This is a genomic window from Neisseria subflava (assembly GCF_003044645.1).
GTDB classification, from domain to species: domain Bacteria; phylum Pseudomonadota; class Gammaproteobacteria; order Burkholderiales; family Neisseriaceae; genus Neisseria; species Neisseria subflava_B.
This window is the reverse complement of the sequence record NZ_POXL01000001.1, coordinates 147,543-167,504: the sequence shown is the minus strand read 5'-3', so window position 1 is coordinate 167,504 and position 19,962 is coordinate 147,543. Positions and strand designations below refer to the sequence as shown.

Annotated in this window: 22 protein-coding genes; 12 read left to right on the top strand and 10 right to left on the bottom strand. The window is 47.7% G+C overall.

Annotated elements, in window-relative coordinates; all coding sequences use genetic code 11:
* Window positions 1-121 precede the first annotated feature (121 nt).
* Window positions 122-781 (bottom strand): (d)CMP kinase, encoded by a 660-nt coding sequence (cmk, locus tag DBY97_RS00800; RefSeq protein ID WP_107857134.1) that lies wholly within the window; start codon window positions 779-781, stop codon window positions 122-124.
* A gap of 216 nt (window positions 782-997) precedes the next feature.
* On the opposite strand from cmk, the gene ruvB reads away from it, so the two are divergent.
* From ruvB to DBY97_RS00765, 7 genes are all read left to right on the top strand, one after another.
* Complete coding sequence (gene ruvB, locus DBY97_RS00795; protein WP_039862144.1) at window positions 998-2,029, top strand: Holliday junction branch migration DNA helicase RuvB; 1,032 nt, start codon at window positions 998-1,000, stop codon at window positions 2,027-2,029.
* A 122-nt stretch (window positions 2,030-2,151) separates the two neighbouring features.
* Entirely contained in the window at window positions 2,152-4,059 is a 1,908-nt protein-coding gene (locus tag DBY97_RS00790; RefSeq protein ID WP_107857133.1) for an ATP-binding cassette domain-containing protein, read from the top strand.
* A gap of 90 nt (window positions 4,060-4,149) precedes the next feature.
* Window positions 4,150-4,581, top strand: coding sequence for a type II toxin-antitoxin system RatA family toxin (locus DBY97_RS00785; protein WP_063075511.1), 432 nt, complete (start codon window positions 4,150-4,152; stop codon window positions 4,579-4,581).
* Window positions 4,574-4,846, top strand: a complete 273-nt coding sequence (locus tag DBY97_RS00780) for an RnfH family protein (RefSeq protein ID WP_063075512.1) — start codon at window positions 4,574-4,576, stop codon at window positions 4,844-4,846. Before DBY97_RS00785 ends, DBY97_RS00780 begins: the two co-directional genes overlap by 8 nt.
* Window positions 4,847-4,900: 54 nt before the next feature.
* Window positions 4,901-5,479, top strand: a complete 579-nt coding sequence (pth, locus tag DBY97_RS00775) for an aminoacyl-tRNA hydrolase (protein WP_107857132.1) — start codon at window positions 4,901-4,903, stop codon at window positions 5,477-5,479.
* Between the two features lie 103 nt (window positions 5,480-5,582).
* Window positions 5,583-5,792: a dioxygenase gene (locus DBY97_RS00770; protein WP_107857237.1), complete on the top strand. Its 210-nt coding sequence runs from the start codon at window positions 5,583-5,585 to the stop codon at window positions 5,790-5,792.
* On the top strand, window positions 5,789-6,157 hold the full coding sequence (locus tag DBY97_RS00765) for a VanZ family protein (protein WP_107857131.1): 369 nt from the start codon (window positions 5,789-5,791) through the stop codon (window positions 6,155-6,157). Before DBY97_RS00770 ends, DBY97_RS00765 begins: the two co-directional genes overlap by 4 nt.
* 111 nt (window positions 6,158-6,268) lie before the next feature.
* On the opposite strand, the gene DBY97_RS00760 is transcribed toward DBY97_RS00765, so the two are convergent.
* The 7 genes from DBY97_RS00760 to dapA all read right to left on the bottom strand — a co-directional run bounded on the left by DBY97_RS00760 (window position 6,269) and on the right by dapA (window position 11,678).
* Window positions 6,269-6,811, bottom strand: coding sequence for an opacity family porin (locus DBY97_RS00760; RefSeq protein WP_049344773.1), 543 nt, complete (start codon window positions 6,809-6,811; stop codon window positions 6,269-6,271).
* Between the two features lie 135 nt (window positions 6,812-6,946).
* The gene (hemW, locus tag DBY97_RS00755; RefSeq protein ID WP_107857130.1) at window positions 6,947-8,122 is read right to left on the bottom strand and encodes a radical SAM family heme chaperone HemW; all 1,176 of its coding nucleotides are present in this window, start codon (window positions 8,120-8,122) and stop codon (window positions 6,947-6,949) included.
* A 96-nt stretch (window positions 8,123-8,218) separates the two neighbouring features.
* Entirely contained in the window at window positions 8,219-8,581 is a 363-nt protein-coding gene (locus tag DBY97_RS00750; protein ID WP_107857129.1) for a thioredoxin family protein, read from the bottom strand.
* A 53-nt stretch (window positions 8,582-8,634) separates the two neighbouring features.
* Complete coding sequence (gene rdgB, locus DBY97_RS00745) at window positions 8,635-9,228, bottom strand: RdgB/HAM1 family non-canonical purine NTP pyrophosphatase (RefSeq protein WP_107857128.1); 594 nt, start codon at window positions 9,226-9,228, stop codon at window positions 8,635-8,637.
* A 9-nt stretch (window positions 9,229-9,237) separates the two neighbouring features.
* A complete protein-coding gene (locus DBY97_RS00740) occupies window positions 9,238-9,468 on the bottom strand; it encodes an NGO_0222 family membrane protein (protein WP_003746993.1) in 231 nt (76 codons plus the stop codon).
* Window positions 9,469-9,590: 122 nt separating this feature from the next.
* Window positions 9,591-10,676 carry an outer membrane protein assembly factor BamC gene (gene bamC / locus DBY97_RS00735; protein WP_432760700.1) on the bottom strand — a complete coding sequence of 362 codons (1,086 nt, stop codon included), beginning with the start codon at window positions 10,674-10,676 and terminating at the stop codon, window positions 9,591-9,593.
* A gap of 126 nt (window positions 10,677-10,802) precedes the next feature.
* Window positions 10,803-11,678 carry a 4-hydroxy-tetrahydrodipicolinate synthase gene (gene dapA / locus DBY97_RS00730; RefSeq protein WP_070748801.1) on the bottom strand — a complete coding sequence of 292 codons (876 nt, stop codon included), beginning with the start codon at window positions 11,676-11,678 and terminating at the stop codon, window positions 10,803-10,805.
* A 336-nt stretch (window positions 11,679-12,014) separates the two neighbouring features.
* Here dapA and DBY97_RS00725 point away from each other — a divergent pair, with 336 nt between their 5' ends.
* The 5 genes from DBY97_RS00725 to DBY97_RS00700 all read left to right on the top strand — a co-directional run bounded on the left by DBY97_RS00725 (window position 12,015) and on the right by DBY97_RS00700 (window position 17,917).
* The gene (locus DBY97_RS00725; RefSeq protein ID WP_107857126.1) at window positions 12,015-13,406 is read left to right on the top strand and encodes a nucleobase:cation symporter-2 family protein; all 1,392 of its coding nucleotides are present in this window, start codon (window positions 12,015-12,017) and stop codon (window positions 13,404-13,406) included.
* Between the two features lie 116 nt (window positions 13,407-13,522).
* Window positions 13,523-14,665, top strand: a complete 1,143-nt coding sequence (locus tag DBY97_RS00720) for a THUMP domain-containing class I SAM-dependent RNA methyltransferase (protein ID WP_107857125.1) — start codon at window positions 13,523-13,525, stop codon at window positions 14,663-14,665.
* Between the two features lie 287 nt (window positions 14,666-14,952).
* Entirely contained in the window at window positions 14,953-15,462 is a 510-nt protein-coding gene (gene nrdG, locus DBY97_RS00710) for an anaerobic ribonucleoside-triphosphate reductase activating protein (RefSeq protein WP_107857124.1), read from the top strand.
* Window positions 15,463-15,579: 117 nt separating this feature from the next.
* Window positions 15,580-17,361, top strand: a complete 1,782-nt coding sequence (gene nrdD, locus DBY97_RS00705) for an anaerobic ribonucleoside-triphosphate reductase (protein ID WP_107857123.1) — start codon at window positions 15,580-15,582, stop codon at window positions 17,359-17,361.
* A 190-nt stretch (window positions 17,362-17,551) separates the two neighbouring features.
* A complete protein-coding gene (locus DBY97_RS00700) occupies window positions 17,552-17,917 on the top strand; it encodes a DUF5339 family protein (protein WP_107857122.1) in 366 nt (121 codons plus the stop codon).
* A 296-nt stretch (window positions 17,918-18,213) separates the two neighbouring features.
* Here the strand turns inward: DBY97_RS00700 and DBY97_RS00695 are convergent, their stop codons facing one another.
* Window positions 18,214-18,744: an REP-associated tyrosine transposase gene (locus tag DBY97_RS00695; RefSeq protein ID WP_107857121.1), complete on the bottom strand. Its 531-nt coding sequence runs from the start codon at window positions 18,742-18,744 to the stop codon at window positions 18,214-18,216.
* Window positions 18,745-19,030: 286 nt separating this feature from the next.
* Window positions 19,031-19,960 carry an SIR2 family protein gene (locus DBY97_RS00685; protein ID WP_107857119.1) on the bottom strand — a complete coding sequence of 310 codons (930 nt, stop codon included), beginning with the start codon at window positions 19,958-19,960 and terminating at the stop codon, window positions 19,031-19,033.
* Window positions 19,961-19,962 lie beyond the last annotated feature (2 nt).

Sequence of the window (19,962 nt, the reverse complement as noted above, 5' to 3'; positions counted from 1 at the left end):
GGGTTAGGTTTGAAATGACCTGCCGTCCTTGGCGCGGCAGGTTGGGAAATGTTTTCAGACGGCCTTGTTATAGGATTAACAGGCCGTCTGAAATGAAAACTTCGCGATTATACTCCAAATTTTAAACTTTATGATACCAATCAAGCACTTTTTTTACAGCTTCTTCGATAGAAAGGTTATCGGTATCTAAAAGCAGAGCATCGGGCAGCTGTTTCAACGGAGCAACAGGGCGGCGGCGGTCTGCTTCGTCGCGCGCTTCAATGTCTGACAAAATGCGCTCGAATTCAACGCCTTCGCATGGAATACTGAGTTGCTTTGCACGACGTTGGGCGCGGACATTGGCACTTGCGGTCAGGAAAATTTTTAATGCGGCATCAGGGAAAATAACAGAGCCGATATCGCGGCCGTCGGCGACCAAACCTTTTTCGGTTAGGAAGTCGCGTTGTCGCTGCAAAAGGGCGGTACGCACTTTAGGCAACTGCGCGACGGCAGAAGCGCCCATACCGATGGATTCGGTACGAATTTGTTCGGATACATCTTCGCCGTTTAATGATACGACGCTGCCTTCAAATTGTGCGGGCAAGGTTTCTGCCAGTGTGCTGACGGCATCTTCATCTGTCCAGGCAACATTTTGTTTTTGTGCATAAAGCGCGGTCAGGCGGTAAAGTGCACCGGAGTCGAGGTAAAGAAAACCCAAAGCGTCGGCTACGCGTGAGGCAACCGTCCCTTTGCCGGATGCGCTGGGGCCGTCGATGGCGATGACTTTTTGCTTGAGGCTCATGTGTTCTCCTGAATGCGATAGGTATTTGAATTAACCGTTTATTATACGTTGCTTTGGCCGTCTGAAAACGAAAATTTTTGTGTGATTTAGATTTGAGGGAAAAGTGGCTCGGCCTTATCGGGTATAATGGCCAAAATCATAATTTAACCGCTTTATCTGATTGTTCGGGCCGTCTGAAATAACGGGTCGGGAACGGTCTTAGAATTTAGAAACATTATGTTACAAACTGATAATCTTACTTCTGCACAACCTCAGCGCATTATCACTGCTCAAAATATTTCCGCTCAGGAAGAATTGCTTGAACGCGCTTTACGTCCGAAAACTTTAGACGACTATATCGGACAGGATAAAGCAAAAGAGCAGTTGGCCATTTTTATTCAGGCGGCGAAAAAACGTGGCGAAGCGCTTGACCACACTTTGCTGTTTGGCCCTCCGGGTTTGGGCAAAACTACTTTGGCGCACATTATTGCCAAAGAATTGGGCGTTAATTTGCGTCAAACCAGCGGCCCGGTTTTGGAACGTGCCGGTGACCTTGCAGCCTTGTTGACCAATCTCGAGCCGCATGATGTGCTGTTTATTGATGAAATCCACCGTTTAAGCCCCGTGGTTGAAGAAATCCTTTATCCTGCGCTTGAAGATTATCAGTTGGATATCATGATAGGCGAAGGTCCGGCCGCGCGTTCGGTCAAAATCGATTTGCCGCCGTTTACATTGGTAGGAGCGACGACCCGTGCCGGTATGCTGACCAATCCTTTGCGCGACCGTTTCGGTATCGTGTCCCGATTAGAGTTTTATCAGAATAAAGATTTGGCGACTATTGTTGCCCGTTCTGCACAATTGTTGCAGTTGGATATGGGCGACGAGGGCGCGATGGAAGTGGCCAAGCGCAGCCGCGGTACGCCGCGTATCGCCAACCGCCTTTTGCGACGTGTGCGCGATTATGCCGATGTGAAAAACAATGGCGTCATTGATGCGGAAATTGCCGATGCGGCTTTGAGTATGCTGGATGTGGACGGGCAAGGTTTGGATGTGATGGACAGGAAATTCCTTGAGGCGATTCTGCACAAATTTAGCGGCGGTCCTGTCGGTTTGGAAAACGTGGCTGCTGCGATTGGAGAATCGACCGATACCATCGAAGATGTGATTGAACCATATCTGATTCAGCAGGGCTTTTTGCAGCGTACACCGCGCGGACGCGTAGCAACCGAACGAGCCTATCTGCATTTCGGCTTGAAGGTTCAAGAATAATCATGAAGGCCGTCTGAAAACTGCTTTCAGACGGCCTGATACTTTCAATTTCATATGATTGTCGGCAAATATCTGCCGATAATCGGTTAAAATGTTCCCCTTTTCTTTTTTGAAGTTTCCCCATGAATATCTTATCCGTAGAAAATGCTTCTTTTGCCGTCGGCCACGTCGCCTTGCTCGACAAAACTTCTTTTCAACTCGACAGCGGCGAGAAAATCGGTTTAATCGGCCGCAACGGTGCGGGTAAGTCTTCGTTTTTAAAAATCCTTGCAGGCGTACAAAAGCTCGATGACGGGCAGATTATTGTTCAAAACAACCTTAAAATCGTTTATGTACCGCAGGAATCCTTTTTTGATAAGGAAGCAACCGTATTCGACACCGTCGCCGAAGGCTTGGGCGAAATTCGCGATTTATTGCGCCGTTATCATCATGTCAGCCATGAGTTAGAAAATGGTTCGAGTGAGGCTTTGTTGAAAGAGCTCAATGAATTGCAACTTGAAATTGAAGCGAAGGACGGCTGGAAGCTGGATGCGGCAGTCAAGCAGACTTTGGGGGAACTGGGGTTGCCGGAAAACGAAAAAATCGGCAACCTCTCCGGCGGTCAGAAAAAGCGCGTCGCCTTGGCGCAGGCTTGGGTGCAAAAGCCCGACGTATTGTTGCTGGACGAGCCGACCAACCATTTGGACATCGACGCAATTATTTGGCTGGAAAACCTGCTCAAAGCGTTTGAAGGCAGCTTGGTTGTGATTCCCCACGACCGCCGTTTTTTGGATAATATCGCCACGCGCATTGTCGAACTCGACCGCGGCATTCTGCGCTCCTATCCCGGCTCGTTCTCCAAATACAGCGAGAAAAAAGCGCAAGAGTTGGCAGTCGAAGCTGAACACAACCGCCTCTTCGACAAATTCCATGCTCAGGAAGAAGCGTGGATACGCAAAGGCATCGAAGCACGCCGCACCCGCAACGAAGGCCGCGTGCGCCGTTTGGAAGAGCTGCGCCGCCAGCGCGCCGAACGCCGTAATGTACAAGGGCAGGTTAACTTTAAGCTCGATAGCGGCGAAAAAAGCGGCAAAATCATCGCCGAATTGGAACATGCTTCGTTTGCCTATGGCGACAAAGTCATCATGGACAAATTCTCCGCCATTTTGCAGCGCGGCGACAAAATCGGCTTAATCGGCCCAAACGGCATTGGCAAAACTACTTTCCTCAAGCTGATTTTGGGCGAATTGCAGCCGACCTACGGCAGAATCCGTATCGGCAGTAAGCAGGAAGTTGCTTATTTCGACCAGTTCCGTAGCGCGTTGAATGAAAACGATACTGTGTTTTACACGCTCGGACAGGGCAATGATTACGTTGAAGTCGGCGGTAAGAAAAAGCATGTGATGAGCTATTTGGAAGATTTTCTGTTCCATCCGGCCCGCGCACAAAGTCCTGTTTCCTCACTCTCCGGCGGCGAACGCAACCGCCTTCTGCTTGCAAAACTCTTTACCCGTCCTGCTAATATTTTGGTCTTGGACGAACCGACCAATGACTTGGACATCGACACCCAAGAGCTGCTCGAAGATTTGCTGCGTGATTATCAAGGCACGGTATTCCTTGTCTCGCATGACCGTATGTTCTTGGATAATGTGATTACCCAAAGCATTGTTTTTGAAGGACAAGGCCGTCTGAAAGAATATATCGGCGGCTATCAGGATTATATCGACGCAAAATCGCGGGAAGATAAAATTCAGACGGCCTCTGCGCCTAAAGCGGCTGCCGAGCCTGAAAAAGTCAAATCCAAAGCCAACCGCACGGTCAAACTTTCCTACAAAGAACAGCGCGAACTTGATGCCCTGCCTGATGAAATTGCAGCTTTGGAAACCGAACAGGCTGAAATCAATACCCAGCTTTCCGATCCTGAAATTTTCAAAGATTACGAAAAAGCAGGTGCACTGCAAAGCAGAGCTGAAGAAATCGAGATGTCGCTTTTGGAAAAGCTGGAACGCTGGGAATGGCTGGAAGCGAAACGAAATGGCGAAGCGGTTTAAATTGGGAATTTTGTCCCAAAGTAGGGCAGATATTTTTCTAAATCATGCCGTCTAAACCCCGAATATTCAAAAACAAGGTCTACAACCAACATGAAAAAAGTCGAGAAAAACGTATTGGTGCTGCATAGCGCTAAGGAAATGTTTGAGCTGGTGGACAAAGTTGAGGACTATCCAAAATTTTTGCCGTGGTACAGCAAGACCGAAGTTATCGAACGCAAAGGCAATGAGCTCAAAGCGCGTCTGTTTATGGACTATATGCGCGTCAAACAGTCATTTGCGACGCATAACCACAATATCCCGGGGCAGGAAATCCGCATGGATTTGCTCGAAGGACCATTTAAAACCCTGCGCGGCACTTGGAAATTTATCGATTTGGGCGATGATATGTGCAAAGTCGAATTCAGATTAGAATACGATTTCTCAAATGCCGTACTCTCTGCCATGATTTCCCCGGTGTTCAGTCATCTCGCCGGTACGCTGGTGGATGCTTTTATTAAAGAGGCCGATCGCCGCTATGCTTGAGATTGAAATTGTTTACGGACTGGCCGATAGGCAAGTGTTGAAGAGCATGACTGTTGCCGAAGGTACAACCGTACGTGAAGCTGCCTTGAAAAGCGGTTTGGAGGTGGAATTCCCAGAGTTGGATTTGCAGCAAGCGCCTTTGGGTATTTTCGGCAAGGCCGTGAAAGACGAGACTGTGTTGCGCGATGGCGATCGGATTGAGGTTTATCGTCCATTGTTGATTGATCCGAAAGAAGCGAGACGTAAACGCGCAGGGCAAGAATAAATCGAAGGCCGTCTGAAACTTTTTCAGACGGCCTGTCAAACTGAAAGAACAGTAATGAGCTTGAAAATTAAATTAATCGTCGGTTTGGGCAATCCAGGCCAAGAATACGAACAAACGCGCCACAATGTCGGCTTTTGGCTGTTGGACGAACTGGCGTGGAAATGGAAAGTCGATTTTAAAGACGAAAAGAAATTTTACGGCGAAGTAGCACGCGCCACTACGCCTGATGGCGATGTTTGGCTGCTCAAACCCATGACTTTTATGAACCGCTCCGGTCAGGCCGTTGCCGCTTTGGCTCAGTTTTACAAAATCAAACCGGAGGAAATCTTGGTGGTTCATGACGAGCTGGATATTCCATGCGGCCGTATCAAATTCAAACTTGGCGGCGGCAACGGCGGACACAACGGCCTCAAAGACATTCAGGCTCGCTTGGGTACGCCCAATTTCTACCGCCTGCGCTTAGGTATTGATCATCCGGGCGACCGTAATCTGGTTGTCGGTTATGTGTTGAATAAACCGTCGGCGGAACACAGACAGCAAATTGATGATTCCATCGCCAAATCTCTGCAAGGATTGCCGGCCGTGTTGAATGGCGAATGGGAAGAGGCAACACGTTTTTTACACAGTAAGTAAGCATACCCAAATCAAACGGACAGCCTTGCACATCATGTTCAGACGGCCTGAAAACAGACGGCACAGTCTGGCTAGCGATAAACCAATCGAAGAAACAGTAAATATGAACGAACTGACCAGCCTTATGCAGACCGAACCCCCGGGCATTGTTGGCGAAACATTAGACTTCTGCCTTTACGAGTGCAGCATTGAAGATGCCCCGGATGTTGAAGAAGTAGTACAATGGCGTGATATTTTGAAGGCTCGGGGTGGGAAATTTGTCCGCTTGGCAGATATCTGCCAAACATGGTTGGATGAAGAGACCAAGAAATGAAAGCCTTGCCATTAAACAAATTTACTGCTGCTGCCTTGATTTGGTTTGCCGCCGCTATTTATGCCTTACTTTTCAAAGAGGGCGGCAATAGCGCTCCACCATTTCCCCATTTTGATAAAGTCGGCCATTTCGGGCTGTTTTTCGGTCAGGCATGGCTGTGCGCAAAAATATTTATTCAAGACAATAGGAATATTCCCTATAAAGGTATTCTGTTTGCCGCTTTATTGTTCGCAGTAGGCAGCGAGCTGGCTCAGGCATTTCTGACTACTACGCGGCAAGGTTCAATCGCGGACGGCATTGCCGATATGGCAGGTACGGCTGCGGCGCTGTGGTTTGCAGCAAAAGTAAAAGCAGCAAAAAGTTAGACATATTTAAACAACTTAAAGGCCGTCTAAAATCCTGAGAAACAGGTTTCAGACGGCCTTTTGTTACTTGATGCATGAAGCAATCGTTACTTCATGCCAAGTATTTAAATATTAGAATTTTACGCGTACACCGGCAGATACTTCGTGGGAATGGAGCTTAACGTTATTGATCTTGCTCCAGTGGTTATAGCGATAGCCTGCATCCAGTGCTACATTTTGAGTTACATCATAACTTACACCAGCCATTGCACCTACGCCAATTTTAGTATCCTTACGTTCAGCTGTTTGTTCGGCTGTTTGATATTTATGAGTAGAGTGGTTAAGACCCAGGCGAACACCTACATAAGGTTTTACAGGAGCTTGCAGGTCAAAATCATAAATAGCAGATACACCGGCACTGTGATATTTAGCCTCAGCATATACCGAAGGTACATTAATCTTTGCAGATTTATAATGCGTATAGTCGGCAGCAACACGGAAATCGCCGAAATCGTAGCCTGCAGAAATACGAGGGCTAAAGCCTTTAATTGATGCGCCACCCAGTTTTACAGTAGCATGACCAGCATCAGCCTGAACATAAAAACCTTTGGTTTCATCAGCCAATGCAAATGCAGGCAGGGAAAGAGCAATCAGTGTTACCAGAACTTTTTTCATTGTTTTGTCCTTAATGTAGGATTAGGAGTAGTGGATAATCGCCGGGATTGTTCATTCCCAACAATTATTCTGATTGTATTTTCTTGTGGAAAATTAAGCAAATCTAAAAATGTGTCAGCTGTTGTAAAATCGCACTTATAAAAAACACTGTAACAAATCGTTTAAGAACAAACAGCCTTGTTCGGTCGGGCGGAACACGGTCGGGTCTGATTCAAGCAGGCCTTTTTGTCTGGCGGTTTCGATTTGAGCCATGATTTTTGCAGTGGGTACGCCGGTACGTTCCTGCAACATTGCGGCAGGTACGCCGTCGGTCAGGCGTAGGGCGTTCATCATGAATTCGAATGGAAGGTCTTCGGCAGCAACGATTTTGCGCTCAACTGCTTCATGCGGATTACTCTGCATAGCCGCAAGATAGTCGTTGGGATGACGGCGGCGGACAGTTCGCTCAATATGGTCGGGATAGGAGATTTTGCCGTGTGCGCCCGCACCTATACCCAAGTAATCGCCGAACTGCCAATAGTTCAAATTATGGCGGCACTGCATACCAGGTTTTGCAAAAGCCGATGTTTCGTAGTGAATAAAGCCTGCGCCTTCCAATGCACCGTGTACGGCATCTTCAATATCCAACGCCGCTTCATCTTGCGGCAATCCTTTGGGCGGTGTATGACCGAAAGGCGTGTTCGGTTCCATTGTCAGATGATATGCGCTGATATGCGATACGCCGGTTGCGATAGCGGTTTGCACATCGTTTAAGGCCGTCTGAACGGTTTGGTTTGGCAGGGCATACATCAAATCGATATTGACTTTATCAAATAATTTCAATGCAGTATCAATGGCTGACAGGGCTTCTTTGCCATTGTGAACGCGTCCCAATCGAGCAAGCATATCGTCGTTAAAACTTTGTACGCCGATAGACAGACGCGTAATACCTGCATCTTTAAATCCTTGAAACTTCTCAATTTCAAATGTGCCGGGGTTCGCTTCTAAAGTAATTTCCGCTTCGGGTTGCAAGCGCAACAGCGAGCGCACGCCGCTTAACAAACGGTCAATTGATTCCGCTTGAAACAGACTGGGCGTACCGCCGCCGAAGAATATGGTTTCCACAGGTCTGCCCCAAATATTGGGTAATTCAAGCTGCAAGTCGGTTAATAGGGCATCGATATAGGCTTCTTCCGGCAGGCCGTTTTTCAGGCTGTGGGAATTAAAGTCGCAATACGGACATTTTTTGATGCACCACGGGATGTGGATGTAGAGCGACAAGGGCGGCAGGGCGGTGAGTTGTCCGGGGCGTTGGAAAGTGATTTGGGTCATGATATGTGTTGAGGCTCGAGGCCGTCTGAAATTTTTAGGGCCTTATTTTAACTGAAATGTCGGCCGGGAAAGTAATCAGTAGGAAATTTGCGCAGTCTAAGCGCTCAAAAAAGCTTCTATTTCTTCTTCTGATAATTTGGAATTGCAGACAAATTTTATTTTGCCTTGTGAGATGTTGAGTAATGCGGGAACAGTTTTGATGCCGTGTTGTTCACGAAAAGTCTTTAAAGCTGCTTTGTTGCTGCTGTCTGTAAAGCGGATGGTAAGCTGCTTGTTTAAGGAAACGGTAGACAGTTTTGCAACAAAACGGCGACAGTATGAACAGCTTGGTTTGCCTAAAAAGACGATAGCAGTTTTTTGACCGTCAATGAGTTGAAGAAGTTCGTCAGGTGTGGTTGGGATGAAGGCAGCGACGTGTTTTGCAAAGGCTGCCAATTCTTCAGGTGTGGGCTTGGGCATGGGAATGAATGTGAGGTAGGCCGTCTGAAGGTTTCAGACAGCCTGCTATCGATTTATAAGGATTCAATTTTTCTTAACAATTCACGCAATGCTTGAGCGCGGTGGCTTTCGGCATTTTTGATTTCAGGGTCAAGCTCGGCGGCGGTGCAACCATGTTCGGCCAGATAGAAATGCGGGTCGTAGCCGAAGCCGTTTGTACCTGCGGCTTCTGCCTGCCATTGTCCGTGCCAGATGCCTTCGGCGATGATGGGTTGCGGGTCGTTTTCGTGGCGGACGAGGACGAGCACGCAGACGTAGTAACAGCTTTTATCGTCTTTATCGGCAAGATCGGCAGACAGTTTGGCGTTGTTTGCGGTATCGGATTTGGGGTTTTCGCCTGCATAACGTGCGGAGAAAATGCCGGGTGCGCCGTTTAAGGCGTTGGTGCAGATACCAGAGTCGTCGGCGAGTGCCGGTAAGCCGCTGTATTTGGCGGCATGACGTGCTTTAGCCAGGGCATTTTCAACAAAGGTATGGTACGGCTCGGGACATTCGGGCGTATTGAACTGTGATTGCGGCAGGACTTCGATGTTTAAGTCGTCAAAAAGGCGGGCAAATTCTTTGAGTTTGCCTGCGTTGCCACTGGCAAGGACGATTTTTTCAAACATGGTTTTTCCTTAATGGGTTTCGGTTTGCTGCATACGAGCCATTTGTGCGCGTGCTTTGTGACGGATGTAAAGGGCAAGGCTACCGATTTGGGCAAAAACGGCGGCAAAGGCAAATAGAAAGGCGGCAACGGCGAATTGTTTGCTGTGAATGCTCAGAAGATAAGCGCCCAACAGAATCAGTACGATAAACATCAGGGTAAACAGGGCGGTCAGGATCAGATAGGCTTTTTGTCGGGTCATGGCAGCTTGGGTAATGGGGAAAAATGCTCTGATTATAACGTCAGATTGAGAATTTGAAACCATGCCGTATTCGTTAAAAAGGCCGTCTGAATATTTCAGACGGCCTTAAGTCGAATAACGGATTAACGCAATTCTGTGTGCAGGCGGCTCAACAATGTGGAGGCATCGCTGCCTTTGTATGGGCTGCCGTCTTTATTCAATAGATGGAGGCGTGCGCCATTGTTGATAGGCTCAACATAGACGATGATTTCAGGGTACGTTTTTGGCGCTTCTGCTTTGCCTTTGCCAAATACGCGTTTGAACAGACCCGGTTTTTTATTGGCAACTGCTTCGCCTTCAGTTGGCGCTTGTTGAACCAAGAAAGCGCGGCGTTCGGCATTTTGACTGATAACAGTCAGGCCGATGCGGTCAAGCGCAAGGGCAGTACGGCGCCAGTTGCGGCCGTAATCGCCTGCCAGCAACAGAGTGCCATTGTCCACACGGGCCAACTCAGAAGCATTACTGCGGGCGGCAACGCTTTGGGTCAGAGCTTGTTCGGCTTGCTGACCGTCAACGCCCAAATATTGCATAAAGCGGGCGAGGAATGCGGCTTCGAGGTTAGGGTCGCTCTCGCTTGGCTGCCACATGGTGGTGTCTTTTTTGCGGTCGGCATAAACTTCTTTCATGCCTTTGTGGGCGAAGAAGATGTCGGTCGAACCGTTTTTACCTTGTTCGATGCGGATGATGAACTTGTCGCGTTCGCTGGTAGAGTAGATGCCGCCCAAGCCGACTTTATCCAACAGGCGGCGCAGGCTGTCTTGAGGGATTTTGGCTCGGTTTTCAGCCCACTCGGTTTCCATTTGGCCGATGGCTGGTTCTTCAGATTTGATGTCGAAACCGTTTTCTTGCCAGAATACTTTCAGCAAAGGCCAAATTTCGCGAGGAGATTTGCCATCGACAACCAACCAGCGTTGGTTGCCGTCACGCTCAAGGCGTACGCCTTTAACGGATTTCAAGACTTCTGCATTGGCAGGTTGTTGTACGGCCTGAGTGCGGCGTTTGTTGAAGTCGCTGGCGCGGACGGCACCGCTGCCTGCCGGTAATTGATAGAGGTTGCCTTGGTCTGGGTTGTTCAAATCAGGTGGTACTTCCAGTTTGACCAAGCGGTGTGATTGACTTTGATAGTCAAGTTTGGGTTGTTCTTTTTTGCTGCCGGAACAGGCAGTCATGCTAATCAGGGCGAGGGCTACTACGATGGGTTTGATATAGGTCATCTTGTTTTCCTGTGGATGAAGTTCTTAACAGGGAGGCCGTCTGAAAAGGGTGCTTGGGATTCAGACGGCCTTATTTCCGGATCAGATTTGTCCTGATTTTTCCAGAGCGGCTCGGACTTTGGCTTGACCGGCTTCGGTCAGTGCTACCAAAGGCAGACGAACATGGGGTTCGCATTTGCCCAATAAGCTCAGGCCCCATTTGGGTGCGGCTGGGCTGGGCTCGCAGAACATGGTGTTATAAATTGGGATAAGTTGCTCGTTTAGGCGACGGGCGGTCGCAATATCGCCCTCAAGGGCGGCTCGGCACATATCGGCAAAGAGTTTCGGTGCAACGTTGGCTGCAACGGTTACCACGCCATGACCGCCACACAGCATGAAAGGCAAGCCGGTAGGGTCGTCGCCGGATAAAACGGCAAAACCTTCAGGAACGCTGTTGATCAATTCGATGTTGTTGCCGATATTGCCGCTGGCTTCTTTCACACCGACGATATTCGGAATCTCGGCCAAACGCAAAATAGTGTCGTTGCTCATGCTGACGACGGTACGGCCGGGGACGTTATAGATAACCATCGGAATCGAAGTGGCTTCGGCGATGGCTTTGAAATGTTGGTAAATGCCTTCTTGCGAAGGTTTGTTGTAGTAGGGAACAACAGATAAGGTGTAGTCCGCACCGGCTTGCTCGGCGGCTTTGGAAAGGGCGATGGCTTCGACAGTATTGTTGGCGCCTGTACCGGCGATAACGGGAACGCGTTTGTTGACATGTTTGACAGTGGCTTCAATAACGGCCAAATGTTCTTCGACAGGCAGGGTGGCTGACTCGCCGGTGGTGCCGACTGCGACGATGCCATCGGTGCCGTTTTCAATGTGCCAGTCGATTAAGTCGTGAAGTTGTTCGTAGTTGATGCTGCCGTCTTGATTCATCGGAGTAATCAGGGCAACCAGACTGCCTTTTAACATACGGAAACCTTTAATTTTATGGTGTGGGTGGATTATTCATCGGATTGTAGCTTACTTTGTTGTTTGTGTGAAACATATCCGCTATGAGGCTTTGCTGTTTAATGGTGACTTGTCATTATCTTAATGAATAATACATTTTCAAATCATTGGTTTGTTTGTTTTTAGATGGAAAAATGATGTCAAGAATTAAAATGTGTTAAGGCGGTTTGAGGCCGTCTGAAAACGGCTGGGTGGAACTTTCAGACGGCCTGATGGTTTTGAATTTGCTGATACATTTCAAATTGGTTAAAATACGCATCTTAATATTTTTTAACGATTCTTGAGAGAAGGTTCAACATGGCCGGAATGACTGAAAAACAGGCGGAATCGCTTGATTTGGTTTATGGTTTGGAAGACAAGCCGCCGTTTGGGAATGCGTTGTTGAGTGCGGTTACGCACCTTCTGGCGATTTTTGTTCCGATGATTACTCCGGCACTGATTGTCGGCGGGGCATTGGAGCTGCCGGTTGAAATGACGGCTTATTTGGTGTCGATGGCGATGGTGGCTTCCGGTGTCGGTACTTATTTGCAGGTCAACCGTTTCGGGCCGGTCGGTTCGGGTATGTTGTCGATTCAGTCGGTTAACTTCTCTTTTGTTACCGTGATGATTGCGCTCGGTACCGGTATGAAAGAGGGCGGCTTGACTGAAGATGTGATGATTTCAACGCTCTTGGGCGTGTCCTTTGTCGGCGCGTTTTTGGTGTGCTTCTCCGCTTGGCTTTTGCCTTATCTGAAAAAAGTGATTACGCCGACTGTAAGCGGCGTGGTCGTCATGTTGATCGGTTTGAGCTTGGTGCATGTCGGTATTACCGATTTCGGCGGCGGCTTCGGTGCGAAAGCAGACGGTACGTTCGGCTCGATGGAAAACTTAGGTCTGGCATCGCTGGTGTTGCTGATTGTATTGGTTTTCAACTGTTTGAAAAATCCATTGCTGCGCATGAGCGGCATCGCGGTGGGTTTGATTGTCGGTTATATTGTTGCGCTGTTTTTGGGCAAAGTAGATTTTTCCGCCCTGCAAAACCTGCCGCTGATTACCCTGCCTGTTCCGTTTAAATATGGCTTTGCATTTGATTGGCACGCGTTTATCGTTGCCGGTGCGATTTTCTTGTTGAGCGTATTTGAGGCAGTGGGCGATTTGACGGCGACTGCGATGGTCTCCGAGCAGCCAATTGAGGGTGGGGAATACACCAAACGTCTGCGCGGCGGCGTATTGGCAGATGGTTTGGTATCTGTGATTGCGACTGCGTTGGGCTCTTTGCCTTTGACCACTTTTGCGCAAAATAACGGCGTGATTCAAATGACCGGCGTGGCTTCGCGTCATGTGGGCAAATATATTGCGGCGATTTTGGTATTATTGGGCTTGTTCCCCGTTATCGGCCGTGCGTTTACCACGATTCCGAGTCCGGTTTTAGGTGGCGCGATGGTATTGATGTTTGGCCTGATTGCGATTGCCGGTGTGCGGATTTTGGTCAGCCACGGTATTCGCCGTCGTGAAGCGGTTATCGCGGCGACTTCTGTCGGTTTGGGTTTGGGCGTGGCGTTTGAGCCGGAAGTGTTCAAAAACCTGCCGGTATTGTTCCAAAACTCAATTTCTGCCGGCGGTATTATGGCGGTATTGTTGAACTTGGTTTTGCCGGAGGATAAAACCGATAAAGCGGTTAAGGTTGAAACCGATAGTTTGGATCACTAAGCAAGCTTTATTCAAAGGCCGTCTGAAGTTTCAGACGGCCTTTGGTTTTTCGGCTATAATATTGTTTTTATTTGTTATCCGAGTGGTTCGGATAGCCCTACCCGGAAAGGTTTTATATGACGGTTTATTCACTTTTTATCACTTGTCCTCGCGGTTTGGAAGCGCCTTTGACGCAGGAACTCGAAAGCATGGCATGCCAGGATATCCGCGCTGTTGACGGCGGTGTGGCATGTAAAGGCACGATGGAGCAGGTGTATCGCATCAACCTGCATTCGTGCGTTGCCAGCCGCGTTTTACTGCGCTTGACCAAAGGCGGTTATCGCAGCGAACACGATATCTACAAACTCGCACGAAATCTGCATTGGACAGGTTGGTTTAAGCTGGAGCAGACCTTTAAAGTCAAAGTTGAAGGCAAGCGTGCCAATGTGAAAAGCTTGGATTTTGTCGGTTTGAAAATCAAAGATGCCGTCTGCGATGCCTTCCGCGATATTTATGATGCGCGCCCAAGCGTGGGCAAAATCAACCCCGATATCCGCATTCATGCCTTTATCGATGAACGCAATGTGGAAATCTTTATCGATACTTCCGGCGAAGCACTCTTCAAACGCGGCTATCGTCAGGATACCGGCGAAGCGCCATTGAGAGAGAACTTGGCGGCAGGTTTGCTGCTTTTGGCAGGCTACGACGGTACGCAGCCTTTCCAAGACCCGTTTTGTGGCAGCGGCACGATTGCCATTGAGGCTGCATGGATTGCGACACACCGTGCGCCGGGCTTGATGCGCCGTTTCGGTTTTGAAAAACTGCAAAACTTCGACAAAGAAAAATGGCAAGCCCTGCGCCGTGAAGCTGAAAAACAAATCAAACCGGCTGTCGCGCCAATTTCCGGCAGCGACAACGACCGTTATATGATTCGTGCCGCATTGGCCAATGCCCAAGCCGCCGAAGTGGATAATTTCATCCGCTTTGACGTGCAAGATGCGCAGGCTGCGCGACCGAACGGCGAACACGGCATTATGATTTCCAATCCACCTTATGGCGTGCGCCTTGCAGAAATTCAGGCTTTACAGGCGCTTTATCCGCAACTGGGCACATGGTTGAAACAGCACTACGCAGGCTGGCTGGTTGGGATGTTTACCGGCGATCGCGATATGCCGAAATTTATGCGCCTTTCTCCGAAGCGTAAGATTCCGCTGTTTAATGGTAACTTGGATTGCCGATTGTTTTTGATGGATATGGTTAAAGGCTCGAATCGGGGCTAAAACCTGAAATAGAGGCCGTCTGAAAGATGATTTCAGACGGCCTTTTTTTGATTTGTTAAAACCGTCTTTGTTATAACGGAGTTTGCTTTATGTATTCTGATTTTAGGCCGTCTGAATCGTGTTCAGACGGCCTTTTTATTGGTTTAAAACTACTATTTTATAGTAATAGACAATCAGATAAATAATAAAAATCTATTATATGAGTAAAATGCATTGTTAAATAAAAATACCATATCTAGTAGTCTTGTGTTTTAATTCGCACCATATCTTGTGTTTATGGTGTTGCAATGAGCAGCTTGAAATTTACAATTGAGCAAATTGTATGGCAGGAAGTGCCGGGCGAAGTGTCGCTGGCGTTTCTGTTTTCAGGCTGTCCGCTGCGTTGCAAAGGTTGCCACAGTGCCGATACATGGAAAGAGGGCATCGGCACGGAATTGACCGAGGATTATTTAAAAGGCCGTCTGAAACGCTATCGTGGGCTGATTAGCTGCGTGTTGTTTATGGGCGGAGAATGGCAGCCGGAAACCTTGCAGAAAATGCTGGCTGTTGTTACGCAGGAAGGTTTGAAAGCCTGTTTGTACACAGGCCTGGAGTGTGAGGAGCTGGAGGCGGTTTCAGACGGCATTCTGCCTTATCTTACGTATCTGAAAACCGGCCGCTGGCAGATGGAGCTGGGCGGCTTAGAAAGCCCGACCACCAATCAGAAGTTTATTGATTTGCGTACGGGCGAGGTGTTGAACCGCTTGTTTATCAAAGACAAACCTGTACCTAAAGTTTTTCCAGTGGCTTCAATTTAGCTCAATGCTGTATTGCACTGATTTAAATTGAATTTATTGTATTCGCTGACAGCGATGTTTCAGATGGCCTGACCGTCATTACTTGATAAATCAACCAAACCATACAGGAGAATTAACATGATTCGGCTGCATCCCGAACAGTTAAACGGAAAACTACAATTCATGCGCGACTACATCAGCGCGCAAAACGCGGCGGACGGCTCGAAAATGGATGCCAATGCCAACGTAACGCAAAAAAACATCGCCACGATGGAAGCGGAAATCATGAAAGACTTTTTCGTGCAGATTAACCGCGCCCAAGTGTCGCGCAAAATCGCCGAAATTTTCGACCAATCTGTTGCCGACGAATACATCCGCCAGATTGAGGCGCACGAGGTTTATGTGCATGACGAAACCAGCCTCAAGCCTTATTGCGTGTCGGTTACGCTGTATCCCTTCCTGCTCGACGGCTTAAGCAAACTCGGCGGCGAATCCAAAGCGCCGCAACATTTGGCGTCGTTTTGCGGCTCGTTTATCAATCTTGTGTTCGCCATCAGCGCGCAGTTTGCCGGCGCGGTGGCGACGGTGGAATTTCTGACCTATTTCGACTACTTCGCCCGCAAAGACTACGGCGACGATTATTTGGAAACCCACGGCAAAGAAATCGCCAACCACATGCAGCAGGTGGTGTATAGCATCAATCAGCCTGCCGCCGCGCGCGGCTATCAGAGCGTGTTTTGGAATATTTCCGTTTACGATCAATACTATTTCGACGCGATGTTCGGCGATTTCGTCTTCCCCGATTTCAGCAAACCGGCATGGAAGAGTGTGGCGAAGCTGCAAAACTTCTTCCTCAAATGGTTCAATCAAGAGCGCACCAAAGCCGTTTTGACCTTCCCTGTCGTGACCGCTGCGATGCTGACTGACGGCGGCAAATGCAAAGATACTGTGTTCGCTGACGAAATGGCGAAAGAGTTGGCGGAAGGCAATTCCTTCTTCGTCTATCTTTCCGACAATCCTGACTCCTTGGCTTCCTGCTGCCGCCTGCGCAACGCCATTGAAGACCGAACCTTCAGCTACACCCTCGGCGCGGGCGGCGTGGCGACCGGTTCCATCAACGTCATCACCATCAACATGAATCGGCTGGAACAAGACGGGCGCGACCTTGCCGCCGAAGTCGCCAAAATCCACAAATACCAATACGCCTACCGCAAACTGATGGAAGAATACCAAGCTGCCGGCATGCTGCCCGTTTACGATGCAGGCTTCATCACGCTGGACAAACAGTTCCTCACCATCGGTATCAACGGCATGGCGGAAGCCGCCGAATCGCAAGGCATCAAAGTCGGCTACAACGACGACTACATCAACTTTGTCCAAGGTCGTCTGAAAACCATATTTGAAGCCAACCAAGCCGCCAGCAAACACTACGGCGTGAAGTTCAACACTGAGTTTGTCCCCGCCGAAAACCTCGGCGTGAAAAACGCCAAATGGGACAAAGCCGACGGTTACAAAGTCAGCCGCGAATGCTACAACTCCTATTTCTACGTCGTCAAAGACGAAGAAATCAACGCGCTCGACAAATTCCTGCTGCATGGCAAAGAACTGGTGGACTGGCTCGACGGCGGCTCCGCGCTGCACCTGAACCTCGACGAAGCCCTGCCCGAATCCGGCTACCGCTCGCTCTTGGACATCGCCGCACAAACCGGCTGCAACTACTTCTGCGTGAACGTGCGCATCACCATCTGCAACGAATGCGGCCACATCGACAAACGCACCCTACACGCCTGTTCCGCCTGCGGTAGCCACGATATTGACTACGGTACCCGAGTGATCGGGTATCTGAAGCGTGTATCCGCATTCAGTAGCGGACGGCGCAAAGAACACGCGCTCAGGCATTATCACCGTAAAGCGGCGTAATCGTTGAAAAAAGGATTACTTATAAAAGCAAAGGCCGTCTGAAATTTCAGACGGCCTTGATCATGTTGAGATAGGCTGGCTCTTTCAATGATATAGTTTTGATTAAATTAAACAAAAGCTATTGACATCTTCATATAATTAATTAACATATAACGTCCTTTAACCTAAATTTAAAAAAAGCGAGAGACACATGAAAACATCAGCTTTATTGGCTGCTCTGTCCCTGTCAGCATGCGGCGGCGGTTCAGGCTCATCTTCTTCTGCCGTTTGTGACGAATACGAAAAAGCATTTGCCGAAGCAACAAAAGACGTAGATGCTGCAACCAAAGACATGATGCAAAAATCTTTCGAACAAACCAAAGAAGCGTTGAAAAACCTGCCAGCAGACCAACGTGATGCAACTTGTAAAACTTCTTTGGACGCTTTGAAAGGCGTTCCTGCTGCAGAAACTCCTGAAGAAAAAGCAGAAGAAGCCAAAGATGCCGCTGAAGAGGCTAAAGAAGAAGCAAAAGACGCAGCGGAAGATGCCAAAGAAGCTGCTGAAGAAGCTAAATAATACGGCTAAGCTTTACAGAAAAACGGATCCCAATGATTTGGAATCCGTTTTTTGTTATGTGAATTAGGATGGTTATTTTAGATAAAACATTTCTAGTTTTCAGACGGCCATTTCTTATGCCGTCTGAAAGTGTTAGTTTTAAACTAAGTTAAAATGTACAATAGCAAACAGTTAATCAAACTAACCGCGTGCGTGCGTACCGCACACACCCTACGCGTTGATTTTGAAGTTTCGTGTGATTTATAGGTAGGGTGTGTGGCGTAGCCACGCACGCGGTCGGTAGTTTTTTATAGCATTCACTCTCCGAAACTTATTACCGCTGTTTCTTTTGTGCCACCCCAATCTAACGGCAGCCATCCGTCCCGCACATAACGGTGAAACGACGAAAACGGCCAATCGCGGACATTGTCGCACAATCCATGTTTGACGGGATTGAAATGGATGTAGTCCGCGCAACGTTGCAAATCTGTTTCGTCGCGCACGGTGTGCTCATAAAAACGCCGTTGCCAAATACCGCGTTCGTTCCGCCGCTGTTTGCTGGCAGACAGGTTTTCGGCACGAGGGAAATGTGCGGAGAATTTGGTTTTAATCAGCCGCCAGCGCAGGGAATAATCCGCATCGTCGGGCGGCAGCGTCCAAATGGCGTGAATGTGGTTCGGTAGCACGCATACGGCGACGGTTTCAAAGGGATATTGTTTTTGCACATCCATATAAGCCGCACGCAATAAGTCGATATGTTCGACAAGCAGGCGCGATTTTGGGTCGGCGAGTTTGACGGTGAAAAAGAATGTGTCGCCGGCAATGAAGTTTCTGCGATAACGCGCCATAGGATTTTGTTTGTGGTTTGGGTGTTGGAGAAGGAACGGTTTGTTGTTTAAGATTCTAGCTTTGTTAAATTTGACGCTTTCAGACGACATTAGAGGCCGTCTGAAAGCGCTAGCTTCAATGCAGTTAAAAGTTGAAACGGCAAACCGTCAATCAAGCAACCGCGTGCGTGCGTACCGCACACACCCTACGCGTTAATTTTGAAGTTCCGCGTAATTCACAGGTAAGGTGTGTAGCGTAGCCACGCACGCGGTTGCTTGGATATGCAGGCTAAAGCTTGCAAATTTATTACCATTTTCGAAAACTTGCAATTTTTTCTCTAGCTTCTTCAACTTGATCGCATAAATCTTTTAGCGAGAGTGTTAAGTCAATATGGCAATTTTCATGAGAGTACTCGTAAAAATTTATATTTGTTAAAGAATTTAATAAATTTAATATACCTTCTTTAGCTTCATGTTTTGGAATCGTCATGTAATGTTCAGGCAAAGTATTTCCATAAGCAAATCGAATATCTTCAAAAATCATACGTATATCAGGATCATTAATGCCGCAGCCAAGAAATAAAAAGGTGTGCGTTAAAGCTAGAGATTTTAAAATTTCATAGAATAGAGCATGATTCACACGTGCGTTAGCATAATCTTTGCGTGTAAAAATTAATTCTTCAGGAGTGTCAGCGTTTCCATGAGATTTAATAATCAAGCGATTATTTCCTCCTCTAATATATTTAGCGATATCTTTTGAGGTATATGGTTTTATTATTATAGAACCTCGAGTTTGATGTATTGCAAAATTTTCATAAATACAGTCAAAATTTGGACTAATTACTATAGAAGCATCTAGATTGAAAATATATTCATGAATTTTTGCATGATCATAGCCAGGAGATTTATATTCATTAATTATATGTTCATAGAAAATTTTATCGCCAATTTTTAATTTTATTAACTCACAAGCAGTCAAAAAATCTTCCTTATTAATAAGATCTAAGATAAATTCTTTTTGACTGTCATTAGCCATAGTATCACAGCATATTTTCAAAAAATTAACCCAAGTTGCAGGACGTTTTTTGTCTTTATTAATCGAGTTCTGTGAAACTCCAGCACCTATCATAATTACAGCTTTGCGTCGAGCTAAAGAATCTACTAATTTTTCATCCCATTTAATACTTCCTGTTGCAGTATCAAAAGAGTCATTATCTAGAGTGACAACATTACTCATTC

Excerpts from the sequence above, each read along its gene's own strand:
- DBY97_RS00725 (WP_107857126.1), top strand. The coding sequence starts at position 12,015 with ATGGCCGGAATGACTGAAAAACAGGCGGAATCGCTTGATTTGGTTTAT.
- cmk (WP_107857134.1), bottom strand. The coding sequence starts at position 781 with ATGAGCCTCAAGCAAAAAGTCATCGCCATCGACGGCCCCAGCGCATCC.
- DBY97_RS00720 (WP_107857125.1), top strand. The coding sequence starts at position 13,523 with ATGACGGTTTATTCACTTTTTATCACTTGTCCTCGCGGTTTGGAAGCG.
- rdgB (WP_107857128.1), bottom strand. The coding sequence starts at position 9,228 with ATGTTTGAAAAAATCGTCCTTGCCAGTGGCAACGCAGGCAAACTCAAA.
- DBY97_RS00780 (WP_063075512.1), top strand. The coding sequence starts at position 4,574 with ATGCTTGAGATTGAAATTGTTTACGGACTGGCCGATAGGCAAGTGTTG.
- DBY97_RS00700 (WP_107857122.1), top strand. The coding sequence starts at position 17,552 with ATGAAAACATCAGCTTTATTGGCTGCTCTGTCCCTGTCAGCATGCGGC.
- DBY97_RS00765 (WP_107857131.1), top strand. The coding sequence starts at position 5,789 with ATGAAAGCCTTGCCATTAAACAAATTTACTGCTGCTGCCTTGATTTGG.
- DBY97_RS00740 (WP_003746993.1), bottom strand. The coding sequence starts at position 9,468 with ATGACCCGACAAAAAGCCTATCTGATCCTGACCGCCCTGTTTACCCTG.
- dapA (WP_070748801.1), bottom strand. The coding sequence starts at position 11,678 with ATGTTAAAAGGCAGTCTGGTTGCCCTGATTACTCCGATGAATCAAGAC.
- hemW (WP_107857130.1), bottom strand. The coding sequence starts at position 8,122 with ATGACCCAAATCACTTTCCAACGCCCCGGACAACTCACCGCCCTGCCG.
- DBY97_RS00760 (WP_049344773.1), bottom strand. The coding sequence starts at position 6,811 with ATGAAAAAAGTTCTGGTAACACTGATTGCTCTTTCCCTGCCTGCATTT.
- bamC (WP_432760700.1), bottom strand. The coding sequence starts at position 10,676 with ATGACTGCCTGTTCCGGCAGCAAAAAAGAACAACCCAAACTTGACTAT.
- nrdG (WP_107857124.1), top strand. The coding sequence starts at position 14,953 with ATGAGCAGCTTGAAATTTACAATTGAGCAAATTGTATGGCAGGAAGTG.
- DBY97_RS00785 (WP_063075511.1), top strand. The coding sequence starts at position 4,150 with ATGAAAAAAGTCGAGAAAAACGTATTGGTGCTGCATAGCGCTAAGGAA.
- nrdD (WP_107857123.1), top strand. The coding sequence starts at position 15,580 with ATGATTCGGCTGCATCCCGAACAGTTAAACGGAAAACTACAATTCATG.
- DBY97_RS00695 (WP_107857121.1), bottom strand. The coding sequence starts at position 18,744 with ATGGCGCGTTATCGCAGAAACTTCATTGCCGGCGACACATTCTTTTTC.
- DBY97_RS00790 (WP_107857133.1), top strand. The coding sequence starts at position 2,152 with ATGAATATCTTATCCGTAGAAAATGCTTCTTTTGCCGTCGGCCACGTC.
- pth (WP_107857132.1), top strand. The coding sequence starts at position 4,901 with ATGAGCTTGAAAATTAAATTAATCGTCGGTTTGGGCAATCCAGGCCAA.
- DBY97_RS00770 (WP_107857237.1), top strand. The coding sequence starts at position 5,583 with ATGAACGAACTGACCAGCCTTATGCAGACCGAACCCCCGGGCATTGTT.
- ruvB (WP_039862144.1), top strand. The coding sequence starts at position 998 with ATGTTACAAACTGATAATCTTACTTCTGCACAACCTCAGCGCATTATC.
- DBY97_RS00685 (WP_107857119.1), bottom strand. The coding sequence starts at position 19,960 with ATGAGTAATGTTGTCACTCTAGATAATGACTCTTTTGATACTGCAACA.
- DBY97_RS00750 (WP_107857129.1), bottom strand. The coding sequence starts at position 8,581 with ATGCCCAAGCCCACACCTGAAGAATTGGCAGCCTTTGCAAAACACGTC.